Annotated in this window: 25 protein-coding genes; 13 read left to right on the top strand and 12 right to left on the bottom strand. The window is 64.3% G+C overall.

Annotated features, from left to right (window positions below):
• Positions 1 to 103: 103 nt before the first annotated feature.
• Complete coding sequence (gene guaA / locus G568_RS0107340) at positions 104 to 1,669, bottom strand: glutamine-hydrolyzing GMP synthase (protein ID WP_026757420.1); 1,566 nt, start codon at positions 1,667 to 1,669, stop codon at positions 104 to 106.
• Between the two features lie 196 nt (positions 1,670 to 1,865).
• On the opposite strand from guaA, the gene G568_RS0107335 reads away from it, so the two are divergent.
• Complete coding sequence (locus G568_RS0107335) at positions 1,866 to 3,425, top strand: trimethylamine methyltransferase family protein (RefSeq protein WP_026757419.1); 1,560 nt, start codon at positions 1,866 to 1,868, stop codon at positions 3,423 to 3,425.
• A gap of 57 nt (positions 3,426 to 3,482) precedes the next feature.
• Here the strand turns inward: G568_RS0107335 and G568_RS0107330 are convergent, their stop codons facing one another.
• Complete coding sequence (locus G568_RS0107330; RefSeq protein WP_026757418.1) at positions 3,483 to 3,794, bottom strand: DUF6477 family protein; 312 nt, start codon at positions 3,792 to 3,794, stop codon at positions 3,483 to 3,485.
• A gap of 241 nt (positions 3,795 to 4,035) precedes the next feature.
• On the opposite strand from G568_RS0107330, the gene G568_RS0107325 reads away from it, so the two are divergent.
• The 4 genes from G568_RS0107325 to G568_RS0107310 all read left to right on the top strand — a co-directional run bounded on the left by G568_RS0107325 (position 4,036) and on the right by G568_RS0107310 (position 8,692).
• Complete coding sequence (locus tag G568_RS0107325; protein WP_051202830.1) at positions 4,036 to 5,154, top strand: DUF6456 domain-containing protein; 1,119 nt, start codon at positions 4,036 to 4,038, stop codon at positions 5,152 to 5,154.
• Positions 5,155 to 5,244: 90 nt separating this feature from the next.
• Positions 5,245 to 5,988, top strand: coding sequence for an RNA methyltransferase (locus G568_RS0107320; protein ID WP_026757416.1), 744 nt, complete (start codon positions 5,245 to 5,247; stop codon positions 5,986 to 5,988).
• Positions 5,989 to 6,059: 71 nt separating this feature from the next.
• Positions 6,060 to 7,211: a heme A synthase gene (gene ctaA, locus G568_RS0107315; protein ID WP_026757415.1), complete on the top strand. Its 1,152-nt coding sequence runs from the start codon at positions 6,060 to 6,062 to the stop codon at positions 7,209 to 7,211.
• Positions 7,208 to 8,692, top strand: a complete 1,485-nt coding sequence (locus G568_RS0107310) for a carboxypeptidase M32 (RefSeq protein WP_026757414.1) — start codon at positions 7,208 to 7,210, stop codon at positions 8,690 to 8,692. Before ctaA ends, G568_RS0107310 begins: the two co-directional genes overlap by 4 nt.
• 73 nt (positions 8,693 to 8,765) lie before the next feature.
• Here the strand turns inward: G568_RS0107310 and gyrA are convergent, their stop codons facing one another.
• The 5 genes from gyrA to moaA all read right to left on the bottom strand — a co-directional run bounded on the left by gyrA (position 8,766) and on the right by moaA (position 15,356).
• Positions 8,766 to 11,522, bottom strand: a complete 2,757-nt coding sequence (gene gyrA / locus G568_RS18460; protein ID WP_245582898.1) for a DNA gyrase subunit A — start codon at positions 11,520 to 11,522, stop codon at positions 8,766 to 8,768.
• A gap of 110 nt (positions 11,523 to 11,632) precedes the next feature.
• Positions 11,633 to 12,292, bottom strand: coding sequence for a DUF938 domain-containing protein (locus tag G568_RS0107300; RefSeq protein ID WP_026757413.1), 660 nt, complete (start codon positions 12,290 to 12,292; stop codon positions 11,633 to 11,635).
• 1 nt (position 12,293) lies between these two features.
• On the bottom strand, positions 12,294 to 13,370 hold the full coding sequence (locus tag G568_RS0107295) for an NAD(P)/FAD-dependent oxidoreductase (protein ID WP_026757412.1): 1,077 nt from the start codon (positions 13,368 to 13,370) through the stop codon (positions 12,294 to 12,296).
• Entirely contained in the window at positions 13,367 to 14,302 is a 936-nt protein-coding gene (locus G568_RS0107290) for an aldo/keto reductase (protein ID WP_026757411.1), read from the bottom strand. Before G568_RS0107290 ends, G568_RS0107295 begins: the two co-directional genes overlap by 4 nt.
• Positions 14,303 to 14,348: 46 nt before the next feature.
• On the bottom strand, positions 14,349 to 15,356 hold the full coding sequence (moaA, locus tag G568_RS0107285) for a GTP 3',8-cyclase MoaA (RefSeq protein ID WP_026757410.1): 1,008 nt from the start codon (positions 15,354 to 15,356) through the stop codon (positions 14,349 to 14,351).
• Between the two features lie 114 nt (positions 15,357 to 15,470).
• On the opposite strand from moaA, the gene G568_RS18455 reads away from it, so the two are divergent.
• A complete protein-coding gene (locus tag G568_RS18455) occupies positions 15,471 to 15,926 on the top strand; it encodes a hypothetical protein (RefSeq protein WP_051202826.1) in 456 nt (151 codons plus the stop codon).
• Here the strand turns inward: G568_RS18455 and G568_RS18450 are convergent.
• Positions 15,912 to 16,553, bottom strand: coding sequence for a methyltransferase domain-containing protein (locus G568_RS18450; protein ID WP_051202824.1), 642 nt, complete (start codon positions 16,551 to 16,553; stop codon positions 15,912 to 15,914). The genes G568_RS18455 and G568_RS18450 overlap by 15 nt on opposite strands.
• A gap of 19 nt (positions 16,554 to 16,572) precedes the next feature.
• Positions 16,573 to 16,986, bottom strand: coding sequence for a VOC family protein (locus G568_RS0107270; protein ID WP_026757409.1), 414 nt, complete (start codon positions 16,984 to 16,986; stop codon positions 16,573 to 16,575).
• A gap of 221 nt (positions 16,987 to 17,207) precedes the next feature.
• Here G568_RS0107270 and G568_RS0107265 point away from each other — a divergent pair, with 221 nt between their 5' ends.
• On the top strand, positions 17,208 to 18,443 hold the full coding sequence (locus G568_RS0107265) for an acyl-CoA dehydrogenase family protein (RefSeq protein ID WP_026757408.1): 1,236 nt from the start codon (positions 17,208 to 17,210) through the stop codon (positions 18,441 to 18,443).
• A 46-nt stretch (positions 18,444 to 18,489) separates the two neighbouring features.
• On the opposite strand, the gene G568_RS0107260 is transcribed toward G568_RS0107265, so the two are convergent.
• The 3 genes from G568_RS0107260 to G568_RS0107250 all read right to left on the bottom strand — a co-directional run bounded on the left by G568_RS0107260 (position 18,490) and on the right by G568_RS0107250 (position 20,530).
• On the bottom strand, positions 18,490 to 19,548 hold the full coding sequence (locus tag G568_RS0107260) for a YeeE/YedE family protein (RefSeq protein WP_026757407.1): 1,059 nt from the start codon (positions 19,546 to 19,548) through the stop codon (positions 18,490 to 18,492).
• 81 nt (positions 19,549 to 19,629) lie between these two features.
• Positions 19,630 to 19,953 carry an ArsR/SmtB family transcription factor gene (locus tag G568_RS0107255; RefSeq protein ID WP_405050564.1) on the bottom strand — a complete coding sequence of 108 codons (324 nt, stop codon included), beginning with the start codon at positions 19,951 to 19,953 and terminating at the stop codon, positions 19,630 to 19,632.
• Positions 19,954 to 20,128: 175 nt separating this feature from the next.
• Positions 20,129 to 20,530: a thioredoxin domain-containing protein gene (locus G568_RS0107250; protein ID WP_037373823.1), complete on the bottom strand. Its 402-nt coding sequence runs from the start codon at positions 20,528 to 20,530 to the stop codon at positions 20,129 to 20,131.
• A gap of 59 nt (positions 20,531 to 20,589) precedes the next feature.
• Between G568_RS0107250 and G568_RS0107245 the strand changes: the two genes are divergently transcribed.
• The 6 genes from G568_RS0107245 (at position 20,590) to soxA (ending at position 24,241) form a co-directional block, all read left to right on the top strand.
• The gene (locus tag G568_RS0107245; protein WP_026757404.1) at positions 20,590 to 21,324 is read left to right on the top strand and encodes a cytochrome c biogenesis CcdA family protein; all 735 of its coding nucleotides are present in this window, start codon (positions 20,590 to 20,592) and stop codon (positions 21,322 to 21,324) included.
• A 34-nt stretch (positions 21,325 to 21,358) separates the two neighbouring features.
• Complete coding sequence (locus tag G568_RS0107240; RefSeq protein ID WP_026757403.1) at positions 21,359 to 21,916, top strand: thioredoxin family protein; 558 nt, start codon at positions 21,359 to 21,361, stop codon at positions 21,914 to 21,916.
• A gap of 133 nt (positions 21,917 to 22,049) precedes the next feature.
• Positions 22,050 to 22,526, top strand: coding sequence for a sulfur oxidation c-type cytochrome SoxX (gene soxX / locus G568_RS0107235; RefSeq protein WP_026757402.1), 477 nt, complete (start codon positions 22,050 to 22,052; stop codon positions 22,524 to 22,526).
• A gap of 28 nt (positions 22,527 to 22,554) precedes the next feature.
• Positions 22,555 to 22,971, top strand: coding sequence for a thiosulfate oxidation carrier protein SoxY (soxY, locus tag G568_RS0107230; RefSeq protein WP_026757401.1), 417 nt, complete (start codon positions 22,555 to 22,557; stop codon positions 22,969 to 22,971).
• 16 nt (positions 22,972 to 22,987) lie between these two features.
• A complete protein-coding gene (soxZ, locus tag G568_RS0107225; RefSeq protein WP_026757400.1) occupies positions 22,988 to 23,317 on the top strand; it encodes a thiosulfate oxidation carrier complex protein SoxZ in 330 nt (109 codons plus the stop codon).
• Between the two features lie 72 nt (positions 23,318 to 23,389).
• Positions 23,390 to 24,241 (top strand): sulfur oxidation c-type cytochrome SoxA, encoded by an 852-nt coding sequence (soxA, locus tag G568_RS0107220; RefSeq protein ID WP_026757399.1) that lies wholly within the window; start codon positions 23,390 to 23,392, stop codon positions 24,239 to 24,241.
• Positions 24,242 to 24,254 lie beyond the last annotated feature (13 nt).

The raw sequence follows: 24,254 nt of genomic DNA, 5'->3' as shown, positions 1-24,254 counted from the left end.
GCGGCGAGCGGGGCAAGGGGGCTATCCGCCCCCTCTTGGCCGATGGCCAATTCACCCCCGAGAGTATTTTGGGCAAGATGAAGGGAGCGGCGCGCGCGCCCGATTACTCCCACTCGATAGTGCCGGGCGGTTTCGAGGTTACGTCGTAGGTGACGCGGTTGATGCCCTTGACCTCGTTTATGATGCGCGTCGCCGTTTCGCCCAGGAAATCGTGGCTGAACGGGTAGTAGTCGGCGGTCATGCCATCGACGGAGGTGACCGCGCGCAGCGCGCAGGCGTAGTCATAGGTGCGCCCGTCGCCCATCACGCCGACGGTGCGCACCGGCAGGATCGCGACGAAGGCCTGCCAGATCTCGTCATATAGCCCGTGCTTGCGGATCTGGTCGATATAGACGGCATCCGCCTTGCGCAGGATCTCGAGCTTTTGCCGGGTGATCTCTCCGGGGCAGCGGATGGCCAGGCCGGGGCCGGGGAAGGGGTGCCGCCCGATGAACGATTTCGGCAGGCCCAACTCCTGGCCAAGCGCGCGAACCTCGTCCTTGAACAGCTCGCGCAGCGGCTCGACCAGTTTCATGCCCATTTTCTCAGGCAGCCCGCCAACGTTGTGGTGGCTCTTGATCGTGACCGAGGGGCCGCCCGAGAAGCTGACCGATTCGATGACGTCGGGATAGAGCGTGCCCTGCGCGAGGAACTCGGCGCCCTCGATCCCGTCGGCGTATTTCTGGAACACATCGATGAACAGTTTGCCTATTGTCTTGCGCTTTGTTTCGGGATCGGAAACACCGTCAAGCTGTCCGAGAAATAGCTCGGTTTCATCTGCATGGATGAGGTGCATGTTGTAGTGGTCGCGGAACATGGTCACGACCTCGTCCGCCTCGCCCATGCGCAGCAGGCCGTGATCGACGAAGACGCAGGTCAACTGATCGCCGATCGCCTCGTGCAGCAGCACGGCGGTGACGGAGCTGTCCACCCCGCCCGAAAGGCCGCAGATCACGCGGCGATCGCCGACTTGTTCGCGAATGCGCGCGATCGCCTCGTCGCGGTAGGCGCGCATTGTCCAGTCGCCGGTGAAGCCCGCCTCGTTCACGAAGTTCTCCAACAGCTTGCGCCCGGCGGGGGTGTGGTGCACTTCGGGGTGGAACTGCACCGCGTAGAAGCGCCGGGCGACATCGGCGGTGATCGCGAAGGGGGCGCCGGGCGAGGTGCCATAGACGGCAAACCCGGGCGCCAGGCGCGAGACGTGATCGCCGTGGCTCATCCAGACCTGTTCGCGGCCCTCCTCGAACCAACCGTTCAGCAGGGTTGTCTTGTCTTCCGAGGGGCTAACCCAGGCGCGTCCGAATTCCGACGTGCCGTCGCCCGATTCCACGCAGCCGCCCAGCATGTCCATCATAACCTGCTGACCATAGCAGATGCCAAGCACTGGAACGCCCAGCTCGAACACCTTGGCGGGCGGGCGGGGGGCATCGGCCTGCGTCACGCTGGCGGGGCCGCCCGACAGGATCACCGCGCGCGGCGCCATGGAGTTCAGCAAGTCGTCGGTGACGGCCTGAAAGGGGTGAATTTCGCAATAGACATTCAGCTCGCGCAGGCGGCGCGCGATAAGCTGCGTGACCTGGCTGCCGAAGTCGATGATGAGAAGGCGGTCATGTTCGGATGTCTGGATCATGTCAGCCTAGTAGTTGCAGGCGCCGATTTGCGCAAGAGGGCCAATGACGCAAGCCGGTGAGTGATCGCAGGCAATGTCGCTGATGAGGCCTATTGCGGCGCATATTTTCGCTGCATGCCTCTGGCAAGGCTTTAAAACCCTGATAGGCGCGAAAGGTCGGCAATCGGCCGTGACAGGACAGGCAGGAGCGTTCGATATGGCAGATACGCGGGAATCACCGGCTCGGGCAGGGCGCAGAGGACGTGGCGGCGGCGGTGCGGCGCGGCGGGCTGAACGCGGTGCCGTTTCCTTCGAGACGGCCAAGTATATCGAGAGGAACATACCCAACTTCGAGGTACTCAACGAAGAGGCGCTGGAGATTATCGAGGCAAATGCCGAGACGCTGCTGGAGGAAGTTGGCGTCAACTTCGTCAACAACCCCAAGGCGCTGGAGCGGTGGCGCGAGGCGGGGGCGCTGATCGAGGGGGAGCGCGTGCGCATTCCGCGCGGTCTGGCGCGGAAATTGTGCGAGACGGCGCCGTCGCGCTTCACGCAGCACGCTCGCAACCCCGAGCGCAATGTCGAGATCGGCGGGCGCAACATGGTGTGTGCGCCGATCTATGGCCCGCCCTTCGTGCACGATATCCAGACCGGGCGCCGATATGCCACGATGGACGATTTCCACAAGTTCGTGAAACTGGGCTACATGTCCAAGTGGCTGCACCATTCCGGCGGCACCGTTTGCGAGCCGACGGATGTGGCGGTGAACAAGCGCCACCTGGATATGCTGCATGCCCACATGACATTGTCGGACAAGCCGTTCATGGGGTCGGTCACGGACCCCGATCGCGCGCGCGACAGCGTCGAGATGGCCGGCCTTCTGTTCGGCGAGGATTTCGTGCGCGACAACACGGTGATGACGTCGCTGATCAATATCAACTCGCCGTTGACCTTTGACGACGTGATGATGGGCGCGCTGGAGGTATATGCCGAATCCAATCAGGCCTGCATTCTGTCGCCGTTCATCGTTGGCGGGGCCATGGCGCCGGTGTCGGTGGCCGGAACCCTGACGCAGGTACTGGCCGAGGTGATGACGGGCGTGGCGTATAGCCAGCTCATTCGCCCCGGTGCGCCGGTGATTTTCGGCGCCTTCGTGACATCCATCGACATGAACAGCGGCGCGCCGACCTTCGGCACGCCCGAGGCCAGCCATATCACGTATGGCGCCGGACAACTGGCGCGGCGGCTGGGATTGCCGTACCGGTCGGCGGGGTCGTTCTGCGGCTCCAAGCTGCCTGATGCGCAGGCCGCTTACGAGACGGCGAATTCGCTGAACATGGGGTTGCTGTCGGGGGTGAACTTCATGTTGCATTCCTGTGGTTGGCTGGAAGGCGGGCTGGTCGCCTCGTTCGAGAAGTTCGTGATGGATGCCGATCAGTTGGGCGCATTGCACAAGTTCGCGCAAGGCGTCAGCGTTGATGAGAACGCGCAAGCGATGGATGCCATCCGCGAAGTTGGGCCGGGGGGGCACTACCTCGGGTGCGCGCATACCCAAGCCAATTTCAAATCGGCGTTCTGGCGGTCAGACGTGTTCGACTACAAGCCGTTTGAAACCTGGCACGAAGAGGGCGCGCGAGACACGCAGGCGCTGGCCGCGGCACGTGTCGAGCATCTGCTCGAAACCTACCAGCAGCCCGCGATGGACCCCGGTATTGCCGAGGCGCTGGCCGGCTACGTGGCCCAGAAAAAGGCCGCCGTGCCCGACGCCTTTTCCTGAGCGCATTGCGTCCTTGATGCACAACCGCGGCCGCACTGCACGTAGTGCGGCCGGTTCCTAGGGCGCCGGCTCCGCAGCGTCGGCGACTTCGGTCGAGCGCAGCAAACGTGCCTCTGCCATCATCGCGATCAGGATATCAACATGCCGGCAGGCGCTGTAGGCCGCGGCGCCCTCGCGGCGTTGCAGGTTCAGTGTCTCCTCCAGTTCGATAAGGGCATGCAGAGCCTTGCCGCTGTGCCATGTCCCGCTACAGGACAGTAGGCGGCGCAGGTGAAGGTCGCGGCGGTACTCCTGCAGCCCGATCCGCGCCGCACGGATCAGCAGCCGGGGCCGGCGAAGTGTATCGAGATGTGCCAGAACGTCATTCATGTCTGTTTCCTTGGCCTGATAAGCACCTGAGGCAGGTAGATAATCACGGAAATCAGGGTGTTGCGTGAGAGCGCGATCCGGCGCGCGGCATGTTTCGAAACTGTTTACGTTTGCGAAACAAACATTGAGAAATCGGAAACATTTAACCAACAGGTAACCATGTCACGCCACAACTATGAGTAACTCTGGGGATAACTCGGGGATAGGTTAGACAGTGAATCTGACATAATAGGAGGCATCCATGCCGCGTGCTCCCATCTCAACCAGACCTGCCGAGGCGCATGTGCCCTGTTGGGTTCCAGTGGAGGCGCGCCGCTACCTTGCCCATACCGAGCAGGGGCAGCCGATCCGGGAGCTTGCCCGGAAGGCGGGCTGTCATGCGTCTACGGTCCTGCGTCAGATTCGCAATATCGAGAGCCGGCGCGACGACCTGTTGGTGGACGAAGCATTGCGCTGTCTTGGAGGCGGGAAATCCGTCTTCATGCGCGGTGGTACGAAACGGTTCAGCAGCGAGGAGCGACAGGAAATGCAGCACGTGATAGCCCCCGAGATCAGCCTCAACGAAGACAACCTGAAACGGGATGCGGCTCCGGTCCTGAGCCAGCTTTGCGCACCTGCCACGGTTCTTGCGGTGGCCCGCGATATGGATAAGGCCGTCGTCGTCCGCGACACACCGCAGGGCGAAACGAAGCGTATGGCTGTCGTTGACAGGCCGGTGGCGCAGGCGATGGCCCTGAAGGGGTGGATCGATTGCCCGGCGCCGGGACGGGTGTCGCGCTATCACATAACGGCAGCGGGTCGCGAGGCCTGCCGGCACGCGTTGGCTGAGGTCGAGAACCGCGCCTGCCGGGGTTTTGAAGAGGCACAAGCGCTGTTTTCTCCCGCTCCCGGGCATTCCGAGCGCCCCGCGCATGACGATGTGGCCCCCGGGCGGGTGCGGTACGGGGCAGTCGAATCGCCGGTTGTCGCGCTGGCGCGCCGCCGCGACAAGGATGGCAAGCCGTTCCTGGGCAGTGGGCTGGTCAACGCGGCAGAGCGCCTTCGCGAGGATTTCGAGCTGGCCGAGATGGCCGATCCGCGTGGCGGCGGGTGGGAGCGGTTGGCGATTACGCCCGATGCACCAACGGTCGGTGCGCGCGGCGGTATCTCGCCCGCGCGGACCCGGGTGGCGGCGGCCCTGCGTGATCTGGGGCCGGGCTTGGGCGATATCGCGCTGCGCTGCTGCTGTTACCTGGAGGGGCTGGAGACAGCGGAAAAGCGGCTTGGATGGTCGGCCCGGTCGACCAAGGTGGTGCTGCGGATCGCGCTGCAACGGCTCAAGTCGCATTACGATTCGCTTGGGCCCGCGGGGGGGGGCTGATTGGCTGACGCGGATTGGCATTTGGGGGTTCCCCTGCGCGATGGCTTGTCCTATCACCGCCCGCGCCCCCTTTGACACGAGGTTCCCCCGATGCCCACCGACACGCCCCAGCCCAGCTTTGTCCTGGTGCGCCCTCAGATGGGGGAAAACATCGGCGCTGCGGCTCGGGCGATGTGGAATTTCGGGTTGGACCGGATGCGCGTGGTGGCGCCGCGAGATGGCTGGCCCAACCCGCGTGCCGTTGCCATGGCCAGCGGCGCGGGGCGCCTTCTGGACGAGGCGCAATTGCACGACGATCTGGGCGGCGCGGTGGCCGATGCCACTTATGTCTACGCGGCCACCGCACGGGCACGCGGACTGACCAAACCGGTATTCAGCCCCGAGGCCGCGATGGCCGACGCCGCGCAGCGGATCGCCGAAGGCGGCCGTGTTGCGGTGCTGTTCGGGCCCGAGCGCGCCGGGTTGGAAAACGAGGATGTCGCGCGCGCCAACGCCGTCATCTCGGTGCCGGTGAACCCTGACTTTCCCTCGCTCAACCTTGCGCAATGCGTGCTTCTTACGGGTTATGAATGGCGCCGCGCGACCGCCGAGGTGGTTGGCCGCACCACGCCGATTGCGCGCGGCGAATGGGCCAGTGCGGGCGACGTGGCGCGCCTTGCGGACCACTACGAGGAGCGGTTGGAGCAGGCGGGCTTCTTCTTTCCCGAAACCAAAGCGGCGGGCATGAAAACCAACCTGCGCAACCTGTGGAGCCGCATGCCCCTGACCCGGGCGGACGTGCAGATGCTGCACGGTATCCTGCGTCAAATGGTGCGTTGGAAGGACCGCGGCTAATCGGCGGCTATTCGCTTGAAGCGCCCGCGCGCGCGGCCTAGTTTGACGGCCAGATTGGCGGGAGGCTGGCAATGGGCGGCAACAGGCAGATTTTCGAAGAGGTGGGCACGCAATCGCGCGAGCAGAACGCGCCACAGGGCGGGCTGATCGACCGAGGTCAGCGCGGCGCGCGGCGCGGTATTCGACTGTGGCTGATGATGCTGTTCGCGCTGGTCGTGGTGATGATCGCGGTTGGCGGGCTGACCCGGCTGACCGATAGCGGGCTGAGCATCACGGAATGGCGCCCGGTCACCGGCGCGCTGCCCCCGATGAGCGAAGCTGAATGGCAGTCAGAGTTCGAAAAGTACAAGAGTATCCCGCAGTTCGAGTTGCAGCACAGCTGGATGGAACTGGATGATTTCAAATCCATTTACTGGTGGGAATGGGGCCACCGGCAGTTGGGCCGCGTGATCGGGCTGGTTTGGGCGCTTGGGTTTTTCGGGTTCCTGCTGGCGCGGCGCGTTCCGCCGGGATGGTCCGGGCGGCTCCTTCTGCTGGGCGCCTTGGGCGGCGCGCAGGGGGCGATCGGGTGGTGGATGGTGTCCTCGGGCCTGGGCGAGGGCATGATCGCGGTCGCCAGCTACCGGCTTGCCACGCATCTGGGGCTGGCATTTGTCATCCTGGGCCTGATCGCGTGGTTTGCCATGCTGCTGGCGCGCCCTGAGCGGGACCTGATCCAGGCCCGGCGCAGCCGCGAGCGCAAGCTGTTTTCGCTTGGCACGGGCTGGATGCACTTCGCGTTCCTGCAAATTCTGCTGGGTGCGCTGGTGGCTGGCATTGACGCGGGCCGTAGCTATACCGACTGGCCGTGGATGGCGGGCGGACTGCTGCCGCCGGATATGATGGAGCTGACGCCGTGGTGGCGCAATTTCTTTGAAAATCCCGGCACGGTGCAGTTCATTCACCGCCTCGTGGGCTATGGCCTGTTGATCTACGGGGGCATGGCGCTTCTGGCTGCACGCCGGTCGCCCAATACCGCCACGCGCCGGGCCTTTGGGTTGGCCTTTGCCGCGCTGTTGGCGCAGGTGGTGCTGGGGATCGCGACGGTGATCACTATTGCGCCGTGGCAGATGGCGATCTCGCACCAGGTCCTGGGCGTTATCACATGGGTGATGATCCTGCGCGCCCGCTTTGCCGCGGCGTATCCGGTGGCCAGTTCGATACAAAGAGGGACCGCCGCATGAGTGCGTTCGATGAATTGATGGCGTTCCAGCACCAGACCGAGGCGCTGGCGCAGATCGCGGGCAGGCTGGGTTGGGATCAGGAAACCGTGATGCCGCGCGGCGCGGCCGATCAGCGGGCCGAGGAATTCGCCGCGATCGAGGCGGTGCTGCATGCCCGCCGCACCGATCCGCGCGTGCAGGACTGGCTGGCTGTGATAGACGACGCCGCGCTTGATCCGGTGGGACGTGCGCAGATGCGCCACATCCGCCGCGACGTTGAACGCGCCACCCGCGTGCCCGAGGCGCTGGCCACCAAAATCGCGCGCCTTACCAGCCGCGCACAGGGCCTGTGGGCCGAGGCGCGCGCCAACGATGATTTCGCCGCCTTCGCCCCGGTGCTTGAGAAGATCGTCGCGCTCAAACGCGAAGAAGGCGCGGCCATCGCACAGACCCAAGATGCCGGCGCGGTCTACGACGCGCTGCTTGACGGGTTCGAGCCGGGCACAAGCGCCGCCGACCTGGAGCGCATGTTCGCCGCCATGCGGCCGCGCCTCGTGGCCCTGCGCGCCGCTTGCCTGGAGCGGCCGGCGCCCGACGGGCTATCGGGGCAATTCGACGAGGCCGCGCAGATGCGGCTGGCGCGGCGACTGGCCAAGGCATTCGGCTATGACATGGCGCGCGGGCGAGTGGACAAGGCGGTGCATCCGTTCTCGTCCGGCTCGGGCGCGGATGTGCGCATTACCACGCGCACCGACGCGCAAGACCCGTTCAACTGCCTGTATTCCACCATCCACGAGGTCGGGCATGGTTGCTATGAACAGGCGATCGAACCGGCCTATGCGCTATCGCCGTTGGGGCAGGGCGCGTCGATGGGCGTGCACGAAAGCCAAAGCCGCATCTACGAGAACCAGCTTGGCCGCTCGCGCGCGTTTTCCGGCTGGCTGTTCGATCGTATGCGCGAAAGCTTTGGCGATCTTGGCGTGTCCGATGCGGACGCCTTCTATCGCGCGGTCAACCGTTTGCGGCAGGGGTATATCCGCACCGAGGCCGACGAGGTGCAGTACAACCTGCATATCATGCTGCGGTTTGACCTTGAGCGCGCGCTGATCTCCGGTGACCTGGCCGTTGCCGACCTGGAGGGCGCGTGGAATGACAGGTTCGAGGCCGATTTCGGGGTTGCCGTGGACAAGCCATCGAACGGGTGCTTGCAGGATGTGCACTGGTCCGTGGGCCTGTTCGGGTATTTCCCGACCTATGCCTTGGGCAATGTCTATGCCGGGGGGCTGCACAAGGCGATGCGCGCGGCGCTGCCCGATCTGGATGCGGACCTGGCCGAGGGTAGCCTGGACCGGGCGACGGGATGGCTGCGCGAGTCTGTTCAGCGCCACGGTGGCCTCTATGAGCCGCGCGACGTGATTGAGACCGCAGTCGGCAAGCCGATCAGCGAGGCGCCGCTGCTGGACTACCTGGAAGAGAAATTCGGCCTGCTATACGGGCTGTGAGCCGCCGAGGTAGGGGGCTGTCTGCCCCCCCCAAACCCCCCGAGGATATTTCCCGCCAGAAGAAACACCGGCGTCAGGGCGCGTCCGGTGCATCCAGCGACGTATCGCCGTCGGTTTCGTCTTCGCCCTGGTCGGCGACGCGGGCGACCGAGACGACGAACTCGTCCTTGCGGGTGTCGAATATCTTGACCCCGCCGGCGCTGCGTGAGCGGAACGAGATGCCCTCGACCGGCACGCGAATGGATTGACCGCGCGACGTGGCCAGCATGATCTGATCATCCAGGTCGACCGGGAACGAGGCGACCACGGCACCGCCGCGCATTGCCTTGTCGGAGGCCGCCACGCCCATGCCGCCACGGCCGCGAACCGGGTAGTCGTGGCTTGAGCTGAGCTTGCCCGTGCCCTTGGCGCTGATCGTCAGGATCAGGTTCTCGGCCGCCGACATCTCGACATAGCGCGCGTTCGAGAACTCGGGATCGGCGATTGCCTCTTCCTCGGTGCTATCGGCATCGTCGGTCAATCCGGCCATCGCGCGGCGCATCTTGAGGTAGGCGGTCCGCTCTCCCGCGGTGGCCTCGAAATGGCGCAGAACCGACATCGACACGACGCGGTCGTCGCCGGTCAGGCGGATGCCGCGCACCCCGGTGGATTTGCGGCCCTTGAACACCCGCACATCGGTGGTCGGGAAGCGGATCGCGCGGCCCGAGTCGGTGACCAGCATCACGTCTTCGTCTTCCGAGCAGATCCGCGCGTTGACCATCTCTACCCCTTCGGGCAGGTCCATCGCGATCTTGCCGTTGCGCATCACGTTGGTGAAATCCGACAACTGGTTGCGCCGCACGTCGCCGGCCGAGGTCGCGAACACGATTTGCAGATCGTCCCACTGATCCTCGGGGCGGTCCACCGGCAGGATCGCGGCGATCGAGGTGCCTGTCGGGATCGGCAGGATATTGACGATCGCCTTGCCTTTCGAGGTGCGCCCGCCAAGCGGCAAGCGCCATGTCTTGAGCTTGTAGACCATCCCTTCGGCGGTGAAGAACAAAAGCGGCGTGTGCGTGTTGGCCACGAACAGCGTGGTGACCACGTCGTCATCCTTGGTCGACATCCCCGACAGGCCCTTGCCGCCGCGTTTCTGGGCGCGGTAGTCGGCCAGCGGCGTGCGCTTGATATAGCCCGACTGCGTGATCGTCACGACCATGTCCTCGCGCGCGATCAGGTCCTCGTCGTCCATGTCGCCGGACCAATCCACGATCTCGGTGCGGCGGGGCACGGCGAACTGCTCGCGCACCTCGCGCAACTCGTCCGAGATGATCCCCATGATCCGTTCGCGCGAGCCAAGGATTTCGAGGTATTCCTTGATCTTGGCGGCCAGCTCCCGCAGCTCGTCCGTGACTTCCTGCACGCCCAGTTGCGTCAGGCGTTGCAGGCGCAGCTCCAGTATCGCGCGCGCCTGCGCCTCGCTGAGGTTATAGGTGCCGTCGTCGTTCATCGTATGGGTCGGATCGTCGATCAGGCGGATATACTCGGCGATCGACGCGGCCGGCCAGCGGCGCGTCATCAGCTTTTCGCGGGCCTCGCCGGCATCGGCGCTGGAGCGGATCGTGGCCACCACCTCGTCCACGTTGCTGACCGCCACGGCCAGCCCGCACAGGATATGGCTACGCTCACGCGCCTTGCGCAAAAGGTACGCGGTGCGCCGCGCGACAACATCCTCGCGGAAGTCGATGAAGGAGGTCAGGAACCGGCGCAGCGTCAATTGCTCGGGCTTGCCGCCGTTCAGCGCCAGCATGTTGCAGCCGAAATAGGTCTGCATCGGGGTGAAGCGGTAAAGCTGATTGAGCACCACGTCGGGAACCGCGTCGCGCTTCAACTCGATCACCACGCGCACGCCGTTGCGGTCGGATTCGTCCTGCACATGGGTTATGCCGTCGATCTTTTTCTCGCGCACCTGCTCGGCGATCTTTTCGATCATCGAGGATTTGTTCACCTGGTAGGGGATTTCGTCGATCACGATGGCGAAGCGATCCTTGCGCAGCTCCTCGATGCGCGAGCGGGCGCGGATGACGACGCTGCCGCGCCCCTCAAGGTACGCCTTGCGCGCGCCCGAGCGGCCCAGCATGATCCCGCCGGTGGGGAAATCGGGGCCTGGGACGTATGCAATCAAATCCTCGCTCGACAGGTCGGGGTCTTGGATCAGCGCCTGCGTGGCGTCGATCACCTCGCCCAGGTTATGCGGCGGGATGTTGGTGGCCATCCCCACGGCAATGCCGCCCGCGCCATTGACCAGCATGTTGGGAAAGCGCGCGGGCAGAACCGATGGTTCGCGGTCCTTGCCGTCGTAGTTGTCCTGGAAATCGACGGTGTCCTTGTCGATATCGGCCAGCAGGGCGCCGGCGGGTTTGTCCATGCGCACCTCGGTATAGCGCATCGCGGCCGGGTTATCCCCGTCCATCGAGCCGAAGTTGCCCTGGCCATCCAGAAGCGGCAGCGACATCGAGAAATCCTGCGCCATCCGCACCAGCGCGTCATAGATCGCGCTGTCGCCGTGGGGGTGGTATTTCCCCATCACGTCGCCAACCGGGCGGGCGGATTTTCGGTAGGGCTTGTCGTGGGTGTTTCCGACCTCGTGCATCGCGTAAAGGATGCGCCGATGCACCGGTTTCAACCCGTCGCGCAGGTCCGGAATCGCCCGACTGACGATCACCGACATCGCATAGTCCAGGTAGGACATGCGCATCTCTTGTGTGATCGACACGCTCGGCCCCTCGTAGGCGGGGCGCTCAGGTGTGTTTTCGTCTTTGTCGTCAGGGGGTTGGGGCGTGTCGCTCACGTTTTTGAACCGCTCTGTCTTGGGTGCCTGAAATTTGTCTGATAATCTATAACAGAGCCATGACACAGGGTGCAATGGCCGTGCCATGCGCCGGGGTGATCAGGGGCCGTTCAGGCGGGTTTGCGCGCCAAGATCGACAGGTTGTTGGCGGGCATTTCGACCACCGCGATCAGCTCAAGCCACGCGTTATGCAGCCAGTCGATCACGTCCCAATCGTCCTTGAACCCGACCTCGGGATCTTGCGCGCGCAGGCTGGCATCGAAACGGGCGTCGCCGTCCGACGTGGCCGCGCCGTCGCGCAGGAAGGGGCCGTAGACAAACAGCATTCCGTCGGGGGCGAGCGCGGCGGCGGCCTCGGACAGCAGGGTGCGCGCCTCGGGCGTGCTGATCAGGTGCAGCAGGTTGACCAGCACGATCAGGTCCTGCCCGCCATGCGGGCCGCTCCAACCCGGCGCGGTCGCATCCAGCGTGATAGCTGGGCGCAGGTTGGCCAGTCCGGCATCGCCCGCGTGCGCGTCGATCGAGCGCAGGCGCGCCTCGTCCACATCCGTGGGCTGCCATTCAAGGCCGGGAAGGGCGCAGGCCAGTGCGACGGCATGCTCTCCCGTCCCCGACGCCAGCTCCAGCGCGCGACCCGTGGCGGGCGCGTATTGCGTCAGCAGATCGCGTATATGCGGGATGTTGCGCGCGGCCGAGGGCGCATGCATGCGCCCCCCTGTGCCCGCATCGGCGACCGAGGCGCTGTCGGGTAGGTTCAGGCGCCGGGGCATATCAGGCAAACCTCGCGGGGCTGAGCGCGGTGATGGTGGCAGCGTCCAGCGCGGGCGCCGCGCCGGTGATCAGATCGGCGGCCAGTTGGCTGGCGGCCGGGGCGGTTTGGAACCCGTAGCCACCCTGTCCGGCCAACCAGTGAAAGCCGGGCGTGTGCGCGTCGGGCCCGATGACAAGGGTGCGGTCGGGGGCAAAGCTGCGCAGGCCCGCCCAGTTGGCCAGCATGCGGGTCACTGGATGCGTGACCATTTCCTCGTAGCGGGCCAGCCCCTCGGCCAGCACCATGTCGTCGGCCCATGCGTCATGCGGATCAGCGGGGTCCTCTTCGGACGGAGACACGATCAGTGCGCCGGCGTCCGGCTTGGCGTACCAGCTTTCCTCGACGCCATCGACAAAGGGCCATTTCGACGTGTCCAGGCCCCCCGGCGCGGCGATGCGCGCCATCGACCGGCGGTAGGGGATGATTCCGATCGGCGCGACCCCGGCCATGCGCGCGATGTCGTCGGCCCATGCCCCGGCGGCGTTGACGATGATGTCGGCGCTGTAATTCTGCCCGCCGGCGGTGACGCGCCAGCGCGCGCCGTCCCGTGTGATCGCCGACACGGCGGCGCCGGTGACAAAACCCGCCCCGGCGGCGCGCGCGCGGCGTGCATAGTTCTGGATCAGCAGATCGGTGTCGAGGTCATAGGCATCGGGCCGGTATGCGGCATGGCCGACGGTGTCGGGGTTCAGGATCGGCCAGAGCGCCGCCGCCTCGTCCAGCGTGATCTCATCTAGCCCCAGGTCGGAGGCATCCGCGCGGAACGCCGCGCCCTGATCGGCGCGCGCCACCAGCATCATGCCCCGCCGCGACAACACCCCGCCATCGGCGTTGTGGTGGTGATCGGCGCTGGCCGCGTTCAGGGCCTTGACGCTGGCGTTGCCATAGTCGCGGATGAACATCGCCGCCGAGCGCCCCGAGGCATGATAGGCAAGCGATTTCTCGGTCTCCAAAAGGGTCACTTGCGCGTGTGGGGCCAGGCAGGCAGCGGCCGAGACGCCCGCGACGCCGCCGCCTATGATGATGATATCGCTCATGCTTCCTCCAGTCGGTCGGTGGCGGGGGGCGGCTGCGGCGTCAGCGCCGATAGGCGCGCCCTGAGATCCGCGCTCATGTCATGCGAAAGCGCAGCCAGAGATGGCGCCAGCTGCGCCGATGTGCGCGCCGAGATGATCGGCGTGGGGCCGGTCGGGTGCGCCGCGACCCACGCCACCGCAAGGGTCGCCGGATCGGTGCCATGTTCCGCCGCGATGGCGGTTAGCTCCTGCGCGGCCCGGTGCATCCATTCGGGCGCGTAACGGTCTGCATACCCCTGATCCTCGCTCAGCCGGCCGGTCTCGCCGCGCGCGTACTTACCCGTCAGCAACCCGCCGCCAAGCGGCGAATAGGGGGCTACGGCGATGGATTGGTCGGTGCACATCGGCAGAATCTCGACCTCGGCCTGCCGTTTGACGAGATTGTACATCGGTTGCAGGATGGAGATGCGCAGATCGAACCGCGCCGCGACCCATTGCGCCTTCATCACCTGCCATGCCGCGAAATTCGACAGGCCCACATGGCGGATCTGGCCGCGATCGCGCAGTGCGGCGAAGGTTTCCATCGTTTCGGCCAGATCGGTGTCGGGATCAAAGCGGTGCAGATACAGGATATCGACCATGTCCATATCCAGCCTCCGGCGCGATTCATCGAACTGTCGCAGGATGTTGTCGCGCCCCGCGCCGCCCTTGAACCCGGCCTTGGTGGCGATGATAACCCGCTCGCGATGTGGCCTGAGCAGGCGGCCCGTGATCTGCTCGGACGCGCCGTCGTTATAGACATGGGCGGTATCGAAATGGGTCAGGCCCGCGTCAAGGCAATCGCGCACCATCTCGGCGGCCTGATCGGCATCGGCACGGCCGCCGAATTGCATGGTGCCAAAGGCAAGGCGGCTGGCAGGGGTGCCATCGGGGGAAGTCAGAAGCTGCGTCATGCGGCGCACAGTGCCATGCCCGCACGCCGAGTGGAAGGGCCACCCGTTAGCCGCCGGTATGGCTCATGTGGCGGGTTACGCGGCCTGAAACGTCCTGGCGGGAATAGTCGAAATCATGGCCCTTGGGCTTGTGCGAAATGGCGTCGCGGATCGCCTCGCGCAGCGGGGCGTCGTCGCCGGGGTTGTTGCGCAGGGCGGGGCGCAGGTCGGCCATGTCGTCCTGGCCGAGGCACATGAACAACTCGCCGGTGCAGGTCAGGCGCACGCGGTTGCAGCTTTCGCAGAAATTATGGCTCAGCGGCGTGATGAACCCGATCTTCTGGCCGGTTTCCTCAAGCTGCACATAGCGGGCCGGGCCGCCGGTGCGCTCGGCCAGATCGGTCAGGGTATACTCCTCGGCCAGCCGTGCGCGCAGGTCCGACAGTTTCCAATACTGGTCGATCCGGTCCTCGTTGCCGATATCGCCCATTGGCATGACCTCGATAAAGGTCAGGTCCATGTCGCGCGATCTGCACCACTCCACAAGCGAGAACAACTCGTCCTCGTTGAAGTCCTTGAGGGCGACCGTGTTGATCTTGACCCTGAGGCCCGCGCGCTGTGCCGCGTCGATGCCCTTGATCACCTGCGGCAGGCGGCCCCAACGGGTGATGTCGGCGAATTTCTTTTCGTCCAGCGTGTCGAGCGAGATATTCACCCGTCGCACGCCCGCCGCGTACAGGTCATCGGCGAAACGCTCCAACTGGCTACCATTGGTGGTCAGGGTCAATTCGCGCAGCGCCCCGCTATCGAGGTGGCGGGTCATGGAATTGAAAAAGGTCATGATGCCCTTGCGCACCAACGGCTCACCGCCCGTGATGCGCAGCTTTTCAACCCCCATCGTGATGAAGGCGCTGCACATCCTGTCCAGCTCTTCCAGCGTCAGAAGTTCTTTCTTCGGCAGGAAAGTCATGTTTTCCGACATGCAATAAACGCAGCGGAAATCGCACCTGTCGGTGACGGATACGCGCAGGTAGGAAATCGCGCGTTGGAACGGGTCAATAAGAGGCGCTGTCATGCTTCATACCTAGGACGCCCGCTTTGCCGGGGCAAGTGTGATCTACTTATTGGGTTTATCTCGGCAGGGAAAAATGCATTCACAAATCACCGCGCTCCGGTCTAGCATAGGTCCATGAAAGTACACCCGATCCCTTTGGCCCTGTGCGCGGCGTTGTTGACGACGGGGTGCGCCCGGCTGGATGCGCTTTGGCCGTTCAATGACAGGACGCAGGCGACGGTCTCTGCGCCGGTGGCCGACGGCGACGCGCAGGATGCAACCCGCCCACAAAGCCGCCCGGGCACGCAGGAGGAGGGTGCGGCAGCATCCGTAGATACCGCCGCGCTGCGCAGCCTTGGCACATCGGTGGCGACGCTGGGGGATCCGTCCCGGCCGGGCCTGTGGGTCGAGACCCCGCTGACCGACACCCGAACGCGCGGACGCGCCGTGCTGGCTGATGGCGGGCAGGGCGTGGACCTGGGCCTGATCCCGGCGCCCGGCACTGGTGGCAGCCGCATGTCCCCGGCCGCGATGCGCGCCCTCGGGCTACCGCTGAGCGCGCTGGCCGAGGTCGAGCTATTTGGTCCCTGATTTGGTGCCTTCGTTCCCGTCCTGCCAAGCGTGGGCAAGGTCGAATACGGCCATTTGACTGGCGGCGCCAAGGTCGGGGTGCGCCCCGCCAACGTCTGAAAACATGACGCGATAGCCTGCCCCCTGCGCGGCATGGCCGCACCACGCCTGAAACTCGGCGCGCGTCCATTCAAAGCGATGGTCCGAGCGGCGCATCCTGTCGGCGGGGACGCCCAATAGCGTATTGAACTCGGCATTCGGCGTCGTGATCACCACGCGTTCCGGGCGCAACTCGTGAAACAGCGCGCGCTTTAGCCGCGAGAGGTGCGCCGGGTCAGTGTGCTCGATCGTTTCGACCAGCAGGGCGCAGTCGAAACCGCGCAGGTCCGGCGGCGGCTGCACCATCGACGCGATGCGCAAATCGATGTGGCCTGCGCGCACGTCCGCATGGGCCAGCCTGTCGCGCAGCCGTGCCAGTGATGCCGCGCAGATGTCTATGCCGATCAGCGTGTCAAAGCGCTCTTGCCGCGCCAGCCGCACGAACAGATCGCCCTCGCCGCAGCCCAGATCAAGCACCCGGCGCGCGCCGCAATCGCGCAGCGCCGCTTCGACCGCCTGCAAGCGTTCCTCGTGCAGCCAACTGGTCATGCGCGGGCGCGGGGCATGCTTAGTGCCCCGGCCACAGGCCGGGCGTCGCCAGTTCCAGGCAATGCCCGTCCGGGTCCCGGAAATAAAGCGACTGCCCCCCGCGCGGCCAGTTCACCACCGACTCGATCTCGATCCCATGCGCCGCCAGCGTTTCGCGCCACGTCTCCAGATCGGCCTTGGCGATCGAGAACGCGATATGCAGCGGCCCGGTCCCGTCATGCGGGGGGATCACCCCGAAGGGGGTCTCGACCGGTGCAAGCGTTTCGCCGCGCCGGAATATCAGCAGCATCCCGCGCGCTGCGACGTCAAAGGCCGCCATCCGCGCATCGGAAAACACCGGCGAAAGGCCCATGACCGCCTCGTAGAACGTCTTGGCGCGATCCAGGTCGTCGGTATAAAGAACGGTTTCGAGTATTCCTGTAGGTTCCGGCATACCCCGATGATGCCTGCAAATGGCCCTGATCTCCAGCCCCCTGAATGCGCGGTGCGGCGGGTCCTGGCACGGCAGCGCGCCGACGGAGCGGCCCCCTTTGGATTTCGCAGTGCAGTTCGCGTACGTGTCATCTCGTCCGAATTCGGATTCGTGGCTTTTCATCGCTGCGCCGACGTGCTGTTATATCTGTGGAATGTAATTTCGCACAGAGGAAAGATCCCATGGACATGAACTTCGGAATGCGCGAGGAAAACCGCAAGCTGCTGGCGCGGGTGGCGGCGATGGTGCGCGACGAGATCATGCCGCTGGAAGAGGAATACGCGGCAGAGATAGCCACCGGCGACCGCTGGCAATACACCGATCGGCAGACCGAGATCCTCGAGGGGCTCAAGGCCCGCGCCAAGGCCGAGGGGCTGTGGAATTTCTGGCTGACCGACAGCGACAAGGGCTTTGGCCTGACCACCGTTGAATACGCCTACCTGGCCGAGGAAATGGGCAAGACGCCCCTTGGCGCCGAGGTATTCAACTGCTCCGCGCCCGATACCGGCAACATGGAGGTGTTCGAGCGCTACGGCACGCAAAAGCTCAAGGATGAGTGGCTCATGCCGTTGCTCGATGGGCAGATCCGGTCGGCCTACCTCATGACCGAACCCGACGTGGCCTCGTCGGACGCGACCAACGTGTCGATGTCCTGCGTGCGCGACGGCGACGACTACGTGCTCAACGGCGAGAAATGGTGGGCCAGCGGGGCAGGGGATCCGCGCTGCAAGGTGTATGTCGTGATGGTCAAAACCGGCGACGACGACATGCCAAAGCACCAGCGCCATTCGATGATCGTGGTGCCCGCCGAAACCCCCGGCATCGAGGTGCTGCGCCCGATGGAGGTGTACGGCCATGATGACGCGCCGCATGGGCATATGCATATCCGCTTCTCGGACGTGCGAGTGCCGGCCGGGAACCTACTGCTGGGCGAGGGGCGCGGGTTTGAGATCGCGCAAGGGCGCCTTGGGCCCGGCCGCATTCACCACTGCATGCGCGCCATCGGACAGGCCGAATCCGCGCTCGACCTGATGTGCAAGCGCAGCCTTGAGCGCGAGGCGTTCGGCAAGCCGCTGGCGCAGCTTGGCGCCAACTATGACATCATAGCCGAATGCCGGATGGAGATCGAGCAGGCCCGCCTTCTGTGCCTCAAGGCCGCGTGGATGATGGATCAGGGCGATGCCCGCGCCGCCGCGCCGTGGATCAGCCAGATCAAGGTGGTCGCGCCGCGCGTCGCGCTCAAGGTGATCGACGAGGCCGTGCAAATGTTCGGCGGGCAGGGGATCAGCCAAGATACCCCGCTGGCGCAGAAATGGACGCACGTGCGCACCCTGCGCCTTGCCGATGGCCCCGATGCGGTGCACCGCCGGCAGGTCGCGCGCACCGAGTTGAAGAAGCACACGCAGATGAAGGTCTGAGCCTTGGATGGCCCGGCGGATCTCGCCGGGCCGCACATGGCCCGGGTCATTCCGCCGGTTGGAAGCCTTCGATCAATTGGCGCAGCCCGAATGCCGCCCCCACAACGATCGCGACGAACGTCACGGGCGCCGAGAACGCCAGCACCGAGAACGCGCTCACGCCCTGCCCGATGGTGCAGCCAAGCGCGAGGACCGCGCCCACGCCCATCAGGGCCGCGCCGCTGATCTGCCGGCGCAATTCGCGCGGGTCTTCGCAGGCTTCCCACCGGAAATGGCCCTTGAACAACGAGCCGACGAACGCCCCGAACGCGACCCCGACGACCGATCCCACCGCGAATGACGGCTCACGCGCCGACCCGGTCATCAGGTAAAGCAGCGACTCGCCCACTGGGGCGGAGAAGCTGTGCGAGACGACGGGCATCTCGGTAAATCCGGTCGTCGCCACCCAGTAGCTCCCGGCCCAGCCTGTCGTGATGCCAAGCGCCACCACCGCCGACCACGCAATCGCGCCCGGCTGCGCCAGCAGACCGCGCGATGCCAGCGCGCCAATCGTGATAAGTGCCCCCAGCACGATGCCGATCATCGGCACCGAGCCGCCCGTGAAATCCGCGATCATGTGGGCGAAACCCGGCGGCGTTTCGTTGATCACGTCCTGCTGTACGATCAGCGTTGCGCGCAACGCGGCCAGCGGGCCCGACATGACGAAATAGGCCGCCACGCCCATCACCAGAACGATCACGAACGAGCGCATGTCGCCCCCGCCCAACCGTGCGATATGGCCCAGCCCGCAATTGCCCGCCAGCGCCATGCCATAGCCGAACATCAGGCCGCCGATGATCGACACCAGCGGCATCCACCGGATCGACAGGTAGAACGACATTTCCGGCTCCAGCAGCCCCGTCGCCATCAGGGAGAACGCCCCGATCACCGACAGGCCGATCGCCAGAATCCACATGCGCATCCGGATGTCCGAGTTGCCGTAAAGCATATCTTCGATCGCACCCATGGTGCAGAAGCGCCCCAGACGCGCGGCCAGCCCCAGGGCCATGCCGCTCAGCAGTCCGATCAGAGCCACCAGCGTGTTGTCGCCAATCCAGTCAAACATCGCACTCTCCCCCCGTCGCGCGGCCCCGCGCGGTTAGTATCTTGCGGCCCCGCGCGGTTAGTATCTTGCGGCCCCGCGCGGTCAGTTTCGTGTCTCCATCTGTTCATGCCCCTGTGCCTCGGTGCAAAACAGGTCGTAGACCAGCTCCAGTATACGCTTGGGGCGGTCGTCGGCCAAACGGTAATAGATCGTCTTGCCTTCGCGCCGGGGGATCACCAGCCCCTCCAGGCGCAGCCGCGACAATTGCTGGCTGACAGCGGCCTGGCGCGCCGATAGCAGCTCTTCCAGCTCGGTCACGGATTTCTCGCCGGTGATCAGGTGGCACAGGATCATCAGCCGGCCTTCGTGGCTGACCGCCTTGAGGAAATTGGATGCCGTCGTTGCGTTGTCAACGATCTTGTCCATTTCTTCGGACGTTATGGATTCAGTGAATACCGGCAGTGTCACTGGCGCTTTCCCCGTCTTGCAATCGCTCGCTTCTTCCGGTCCACTCGCATGGACGGTGAAGCTGTTCTTTCGATCCGTTCAGCGGGTTATAGCGCGAAAATATCAAGAAATGTAAGGTGGAACCTTTCGCATCTCAGCTCGCGCCGGGAAACCCGGCTTTTTCGGTCAACATCTTTTCCAGCAGTGCCCAGAAGAAATCCTCGCCGGGGTATCCCTCTATACGGGCCAGCTCTTGGCCCCCCTCGATCAGGATGAAGGTCGGCGTGTAGACCACCGGCCCGTCAAAGGAGACCCCCTCGGGGGCGCCCTCGGTTATATCCACCATTGTCAGCGGCGCGAACTTGCCGGCCTCCGTCTTGGGGTAGATCGGGCCAAGCTTTTCCTTCCACGCGATGCAATACTGGCATCCTTGCTGCTCGACCATGATCAATTCCACGGCCTGCGCCATGCGAGGCAGCGCCAGCAGGCCAAGACCGATGACCAAGGCCGCGGCAACGCGGCGGAGTGAGGCGCTTGCTTTCATCCGGGATTCCATTTGACGTATCACTTTCGCAAAACCTAATATGAATATGTTAATGTTTCAAGGAGAGCTGAATGGACGTATCACTCTGGAGTGCGTTCGCCGGGGGGCTGATCGTGTTCTTTTCACCCTGCATCCTGCCGATCGTGCCATTCTACCTAAGCTACATGGCCGGGTCGGGCATGGCCGCGCTCAATGAGGCGGGCGAGTTACCCGCCGACATCCGGCGCCGCGCGGTGCTTTCGGCGGTGATGTTCTCGCTGGGTATCATAACCGTCTTCGTGCTCTTGGGGGCGGCGGCGTTTTCCGTCAGCCAGGCGTTCCGCGCCTACCAGGACGAGTTCCGCCTTGCCGCGGCGGCGATTATCGCGCTGATGGGGCTGCATTTCCTTGGGGTGATCCGCCTCGGGTTTCTCAACCGGCAGTTCCAGATGGAGGCGGGCGATACCGCCAACATGTCGGTGCTCGGCTCCTACGTGGTGGGGCTGGCCTTTGCCGCGGGGTGGACGCCCTGTGTCGGCGGGGTGCTAACCGCGGTGGTGATGACCGCCAGTTTTGAGGAAACGGCGATGCAGGGACTTGGCCTGTTGCTGGTGTTCGGGGTGGGGCTGACGCTGCCTTTCGTGGTGGCGGCGGTGTTCATCAAGCCGTTCATGCGCTTTGTCTCGCGGTTCCGGCGGCATTTGCCCAAGGTCGAAAAGGCAATGGGGCTGTTGCTGATCGTGTTCGCCGTCCTGCTGGTCACGAACCGCGTCAATGAGATCGCCTACTGGCTGTTGGAGACGTTCCCGGCATTCAGCGCAATTTGACGAAAGACATTCAAGACAAAGGGAGGATCAAGACATGAAACGACTGGTTGCAGCGATTGCCATGTTGATGACGCTGGCGCTGCCGGCGGCGGCCGAGGCCACGTTGGGCGACGATGGCCTGCACAAGACCGATTGGATGCGCAACACCTTCAAGGACCTGCGCGAGGACCTGGCCGAGGCCAACGCCGAGGGCAAGCGCCTGGCGATCATCGTCGAGCAGCGCGGCTGCATCTACTGCCGCAAGATGCACCAGGAGGTGTTCCCCGAACCCGAGATCGACGCCTATATCCGCGAGAATTTTTTCGTGGTACAAATGAACATGTTCGGCGACGTGGAGGTCACCGATTTCGATGGCGAATCCCTGCCCGAAAAACAGATGGCGCGGAAGTGGTCCCTGATGTTCACGCCCACCTTCATGTTCTTCCCCGAAGAGGTTGAAGAGGGCCAGACCGCCGCCGACGCGGCCGTCGCCGTGATGCCGGGCGCCTTCGGACAGGGCACCACCATGGCCATGCTGCGTTGGGTAAAAGAGAAGCGATATGAGGGGGATGAGCCGTTTCAGAAATATGTCGCGCGGATGGTGACCGAATAGCGCGGCCTCGCCGACGGGGCGCTGACGGATTTTGAAATTCATTTACGTGAATTTGTTGTTGCGTTAACGAGCCACCGTGAACTACTGTATACAAAGCTAACCACAGCAAGAAACGTTAGCCATGGGAGGAAACATGAAGCTTTCAACACTGACACTGGCAGCGACTGTCGTTGCCGGCGCGGCGCTGGCCAACCCGGTTGCGCCCGCAGATGTGACATTCGATGATTACGGCGCGGTGACGCAATCTCTGTCCGGCCAGCCGGGCGATCCCGAGAACGGCGCCAAGATCATGAAGACCAAATCACTGGGCAACTGCATTTCGTGCCACAAGGTGACGGCCCTCAACGACGCGCCCTTCCATGGCGAAGTGGGCCCGACCCTCGATGGCGTCGGCGATCGCTGGAACAAGGCAGAGCTGCGCGGCATCGTGAGCAACGCCAAGAAAACCTATCCGGGTACCGTGATGCCGGCCTACTACAAGACCGAAGGCTTCGTTCGCCCCGGCAATGCCTACACCGGCAAGGCGCCCGATGGGCCGCTGGACCCGCTGCTTTCGGCGCAGCAGATCGAGGATGTGGTCGCCTTCCTGACAACGCTCAAGGAAGAGTGATCCGACCAACATGAGCAAGGAGACGAATATGGAATTCTCAAGACGCGACACGCTGGCGCTTGGGCTGGGGGCTGCGGCGATGACCGTGCTGCCTTTCCGGGTCAACGCGGCGTCCGACGATGCAATCACGGCCTTCACCGGCGGTGCAGACGTGACCGAGGGCGGCGTAGATCTGACTGCGCCCGAGATCGCCGAGAACGGTAACACCGTTCCGATCTCGGTCGGCGCGGAAGGCGCAAGCGCGATCATGGTTCTGGCAATGGGCAACCCGACGCCGGGCGTTGCCACGTTCAACTTCGGTGAACTGGCCGGCTCGCAAACCGCATCGACCCGCATCCGCCTTGCCGGCACCCAGGAAGTCGTTGCAATCGCCAAGATGGCCGATGGCAGCTTCGCGCGTGCCAGCTCGGAAGTGAAAGTGACAATCGGCGGCTGCGGCGGCTAATCAAAGGAGATACCAAATGGCATCTGGAGTTCGACCCCGCGTCAAGGCGCCCCGCTCGGCAGAAGCCGGCGAAGTGGTGACCATCAAGACGCTGATCAGCCACAAGATGGAATCGGGACAGCGCAAGGATAGCGACGGCAACGTCATCCCGCGCTCGATCATCCATCGCTTTACCTGCGAATTCAACGGCACCAGCGTCATCGACGTTGAAATGCAGCCGGCGATTTCGACCAACCCCTACTTCGAGTTCGAAGCAAAGATCCCCGAAGCGGGTGACATGGTCTTTACCTGGTATGACGACGACGGCGATGTCTACACCGAGACCAAGTCCGTGGCGATGGCCTGATCGGGTATATAATCACAAGGCACCCGTGCCCCGTATCTCTGCGGGGCCGGGCGACCCAAGGGAGGAAACTAAATGAAATTCAATGCAATGACGGCAATAGCCGCAGTGCTTTTCTCGGTTCCCGGGTTGGTGGCTGCTGATCCTGATGATGACAACCTCGTCATCAATGGCGAGATCGAGATGACCACCAAGGCCGAGCCGCCCGCCCATTTGGACGGCGCGCTGCCCGAGATCATGTCGGGCTGGCACTTTCGCTCGGACGAAACCCAGGCGCTGCAGATGGACGATTTCGACAATTCCGGCATGATCTTCGTCGATGAAGGCATGGCCCAATGGAATACGGTCGAAGGCTCCGAGGAAAAATCCTGTGCCACCTGCCACGAAGATCCGTCCAGCATGAAAGGCGTGCGCGCCTCCTATCCCAAGTGGGACGAGGACGCCGGCGAAGTGCAGACCCTCGCGATGCAGATCAACGATTGCCGTGAAAACAACATGGGCGCCGAGCCGTATGGCTATACCAGCGGCAAGATGGCGAACATGGAGGCCTTGATCGCCGTGCAATCGCGCGGCATGCCCGTGGACGTGGCCATCGATGGCCCGGCGCGCGAAACCTGGGAAAAGGGCAAAGAGCTCTATTATACCCGGACCGGTCAGCTCGAGCTGTCCTGCGCCAACTGCCACGAGCAGAACTATGGCAACATGATCCGCGCCGACCACCTCAGCCAGGGGCAGATCAACGGCTTCCCGACCTACCGCCTCAAGAACGCCAAGCTGAACACCGTTCATGCGCGTTTCAAGGGCTGCGTGCGCGACACGCGGGCGGAAACCTTCAAACCCGGCAGCGACGAGTTCGTCGCGCTTGAGCTTTATGTCGCAAGCCGCGGCAACGGCCTGTCGGTCGAAGGGCCGTCGGTGCGTAACTGATACCATTCGCTGG

Origin of the sequence: Sediminimonas qiaohouensis DSM 21189, from assembly GCF_000423645.1 — a bacterium.
Classification (GTDB): domain Bacteria; phylum Pseudomonadota; class Alphaproteobacteria; order Rhodobacterales; family Rhodobacteraceae; genus Sediminimonas; species Sediminimonas qiaohouensis.
This window is presented reverse-complemented; position numbering and strand designations above follow the sequence as displayed.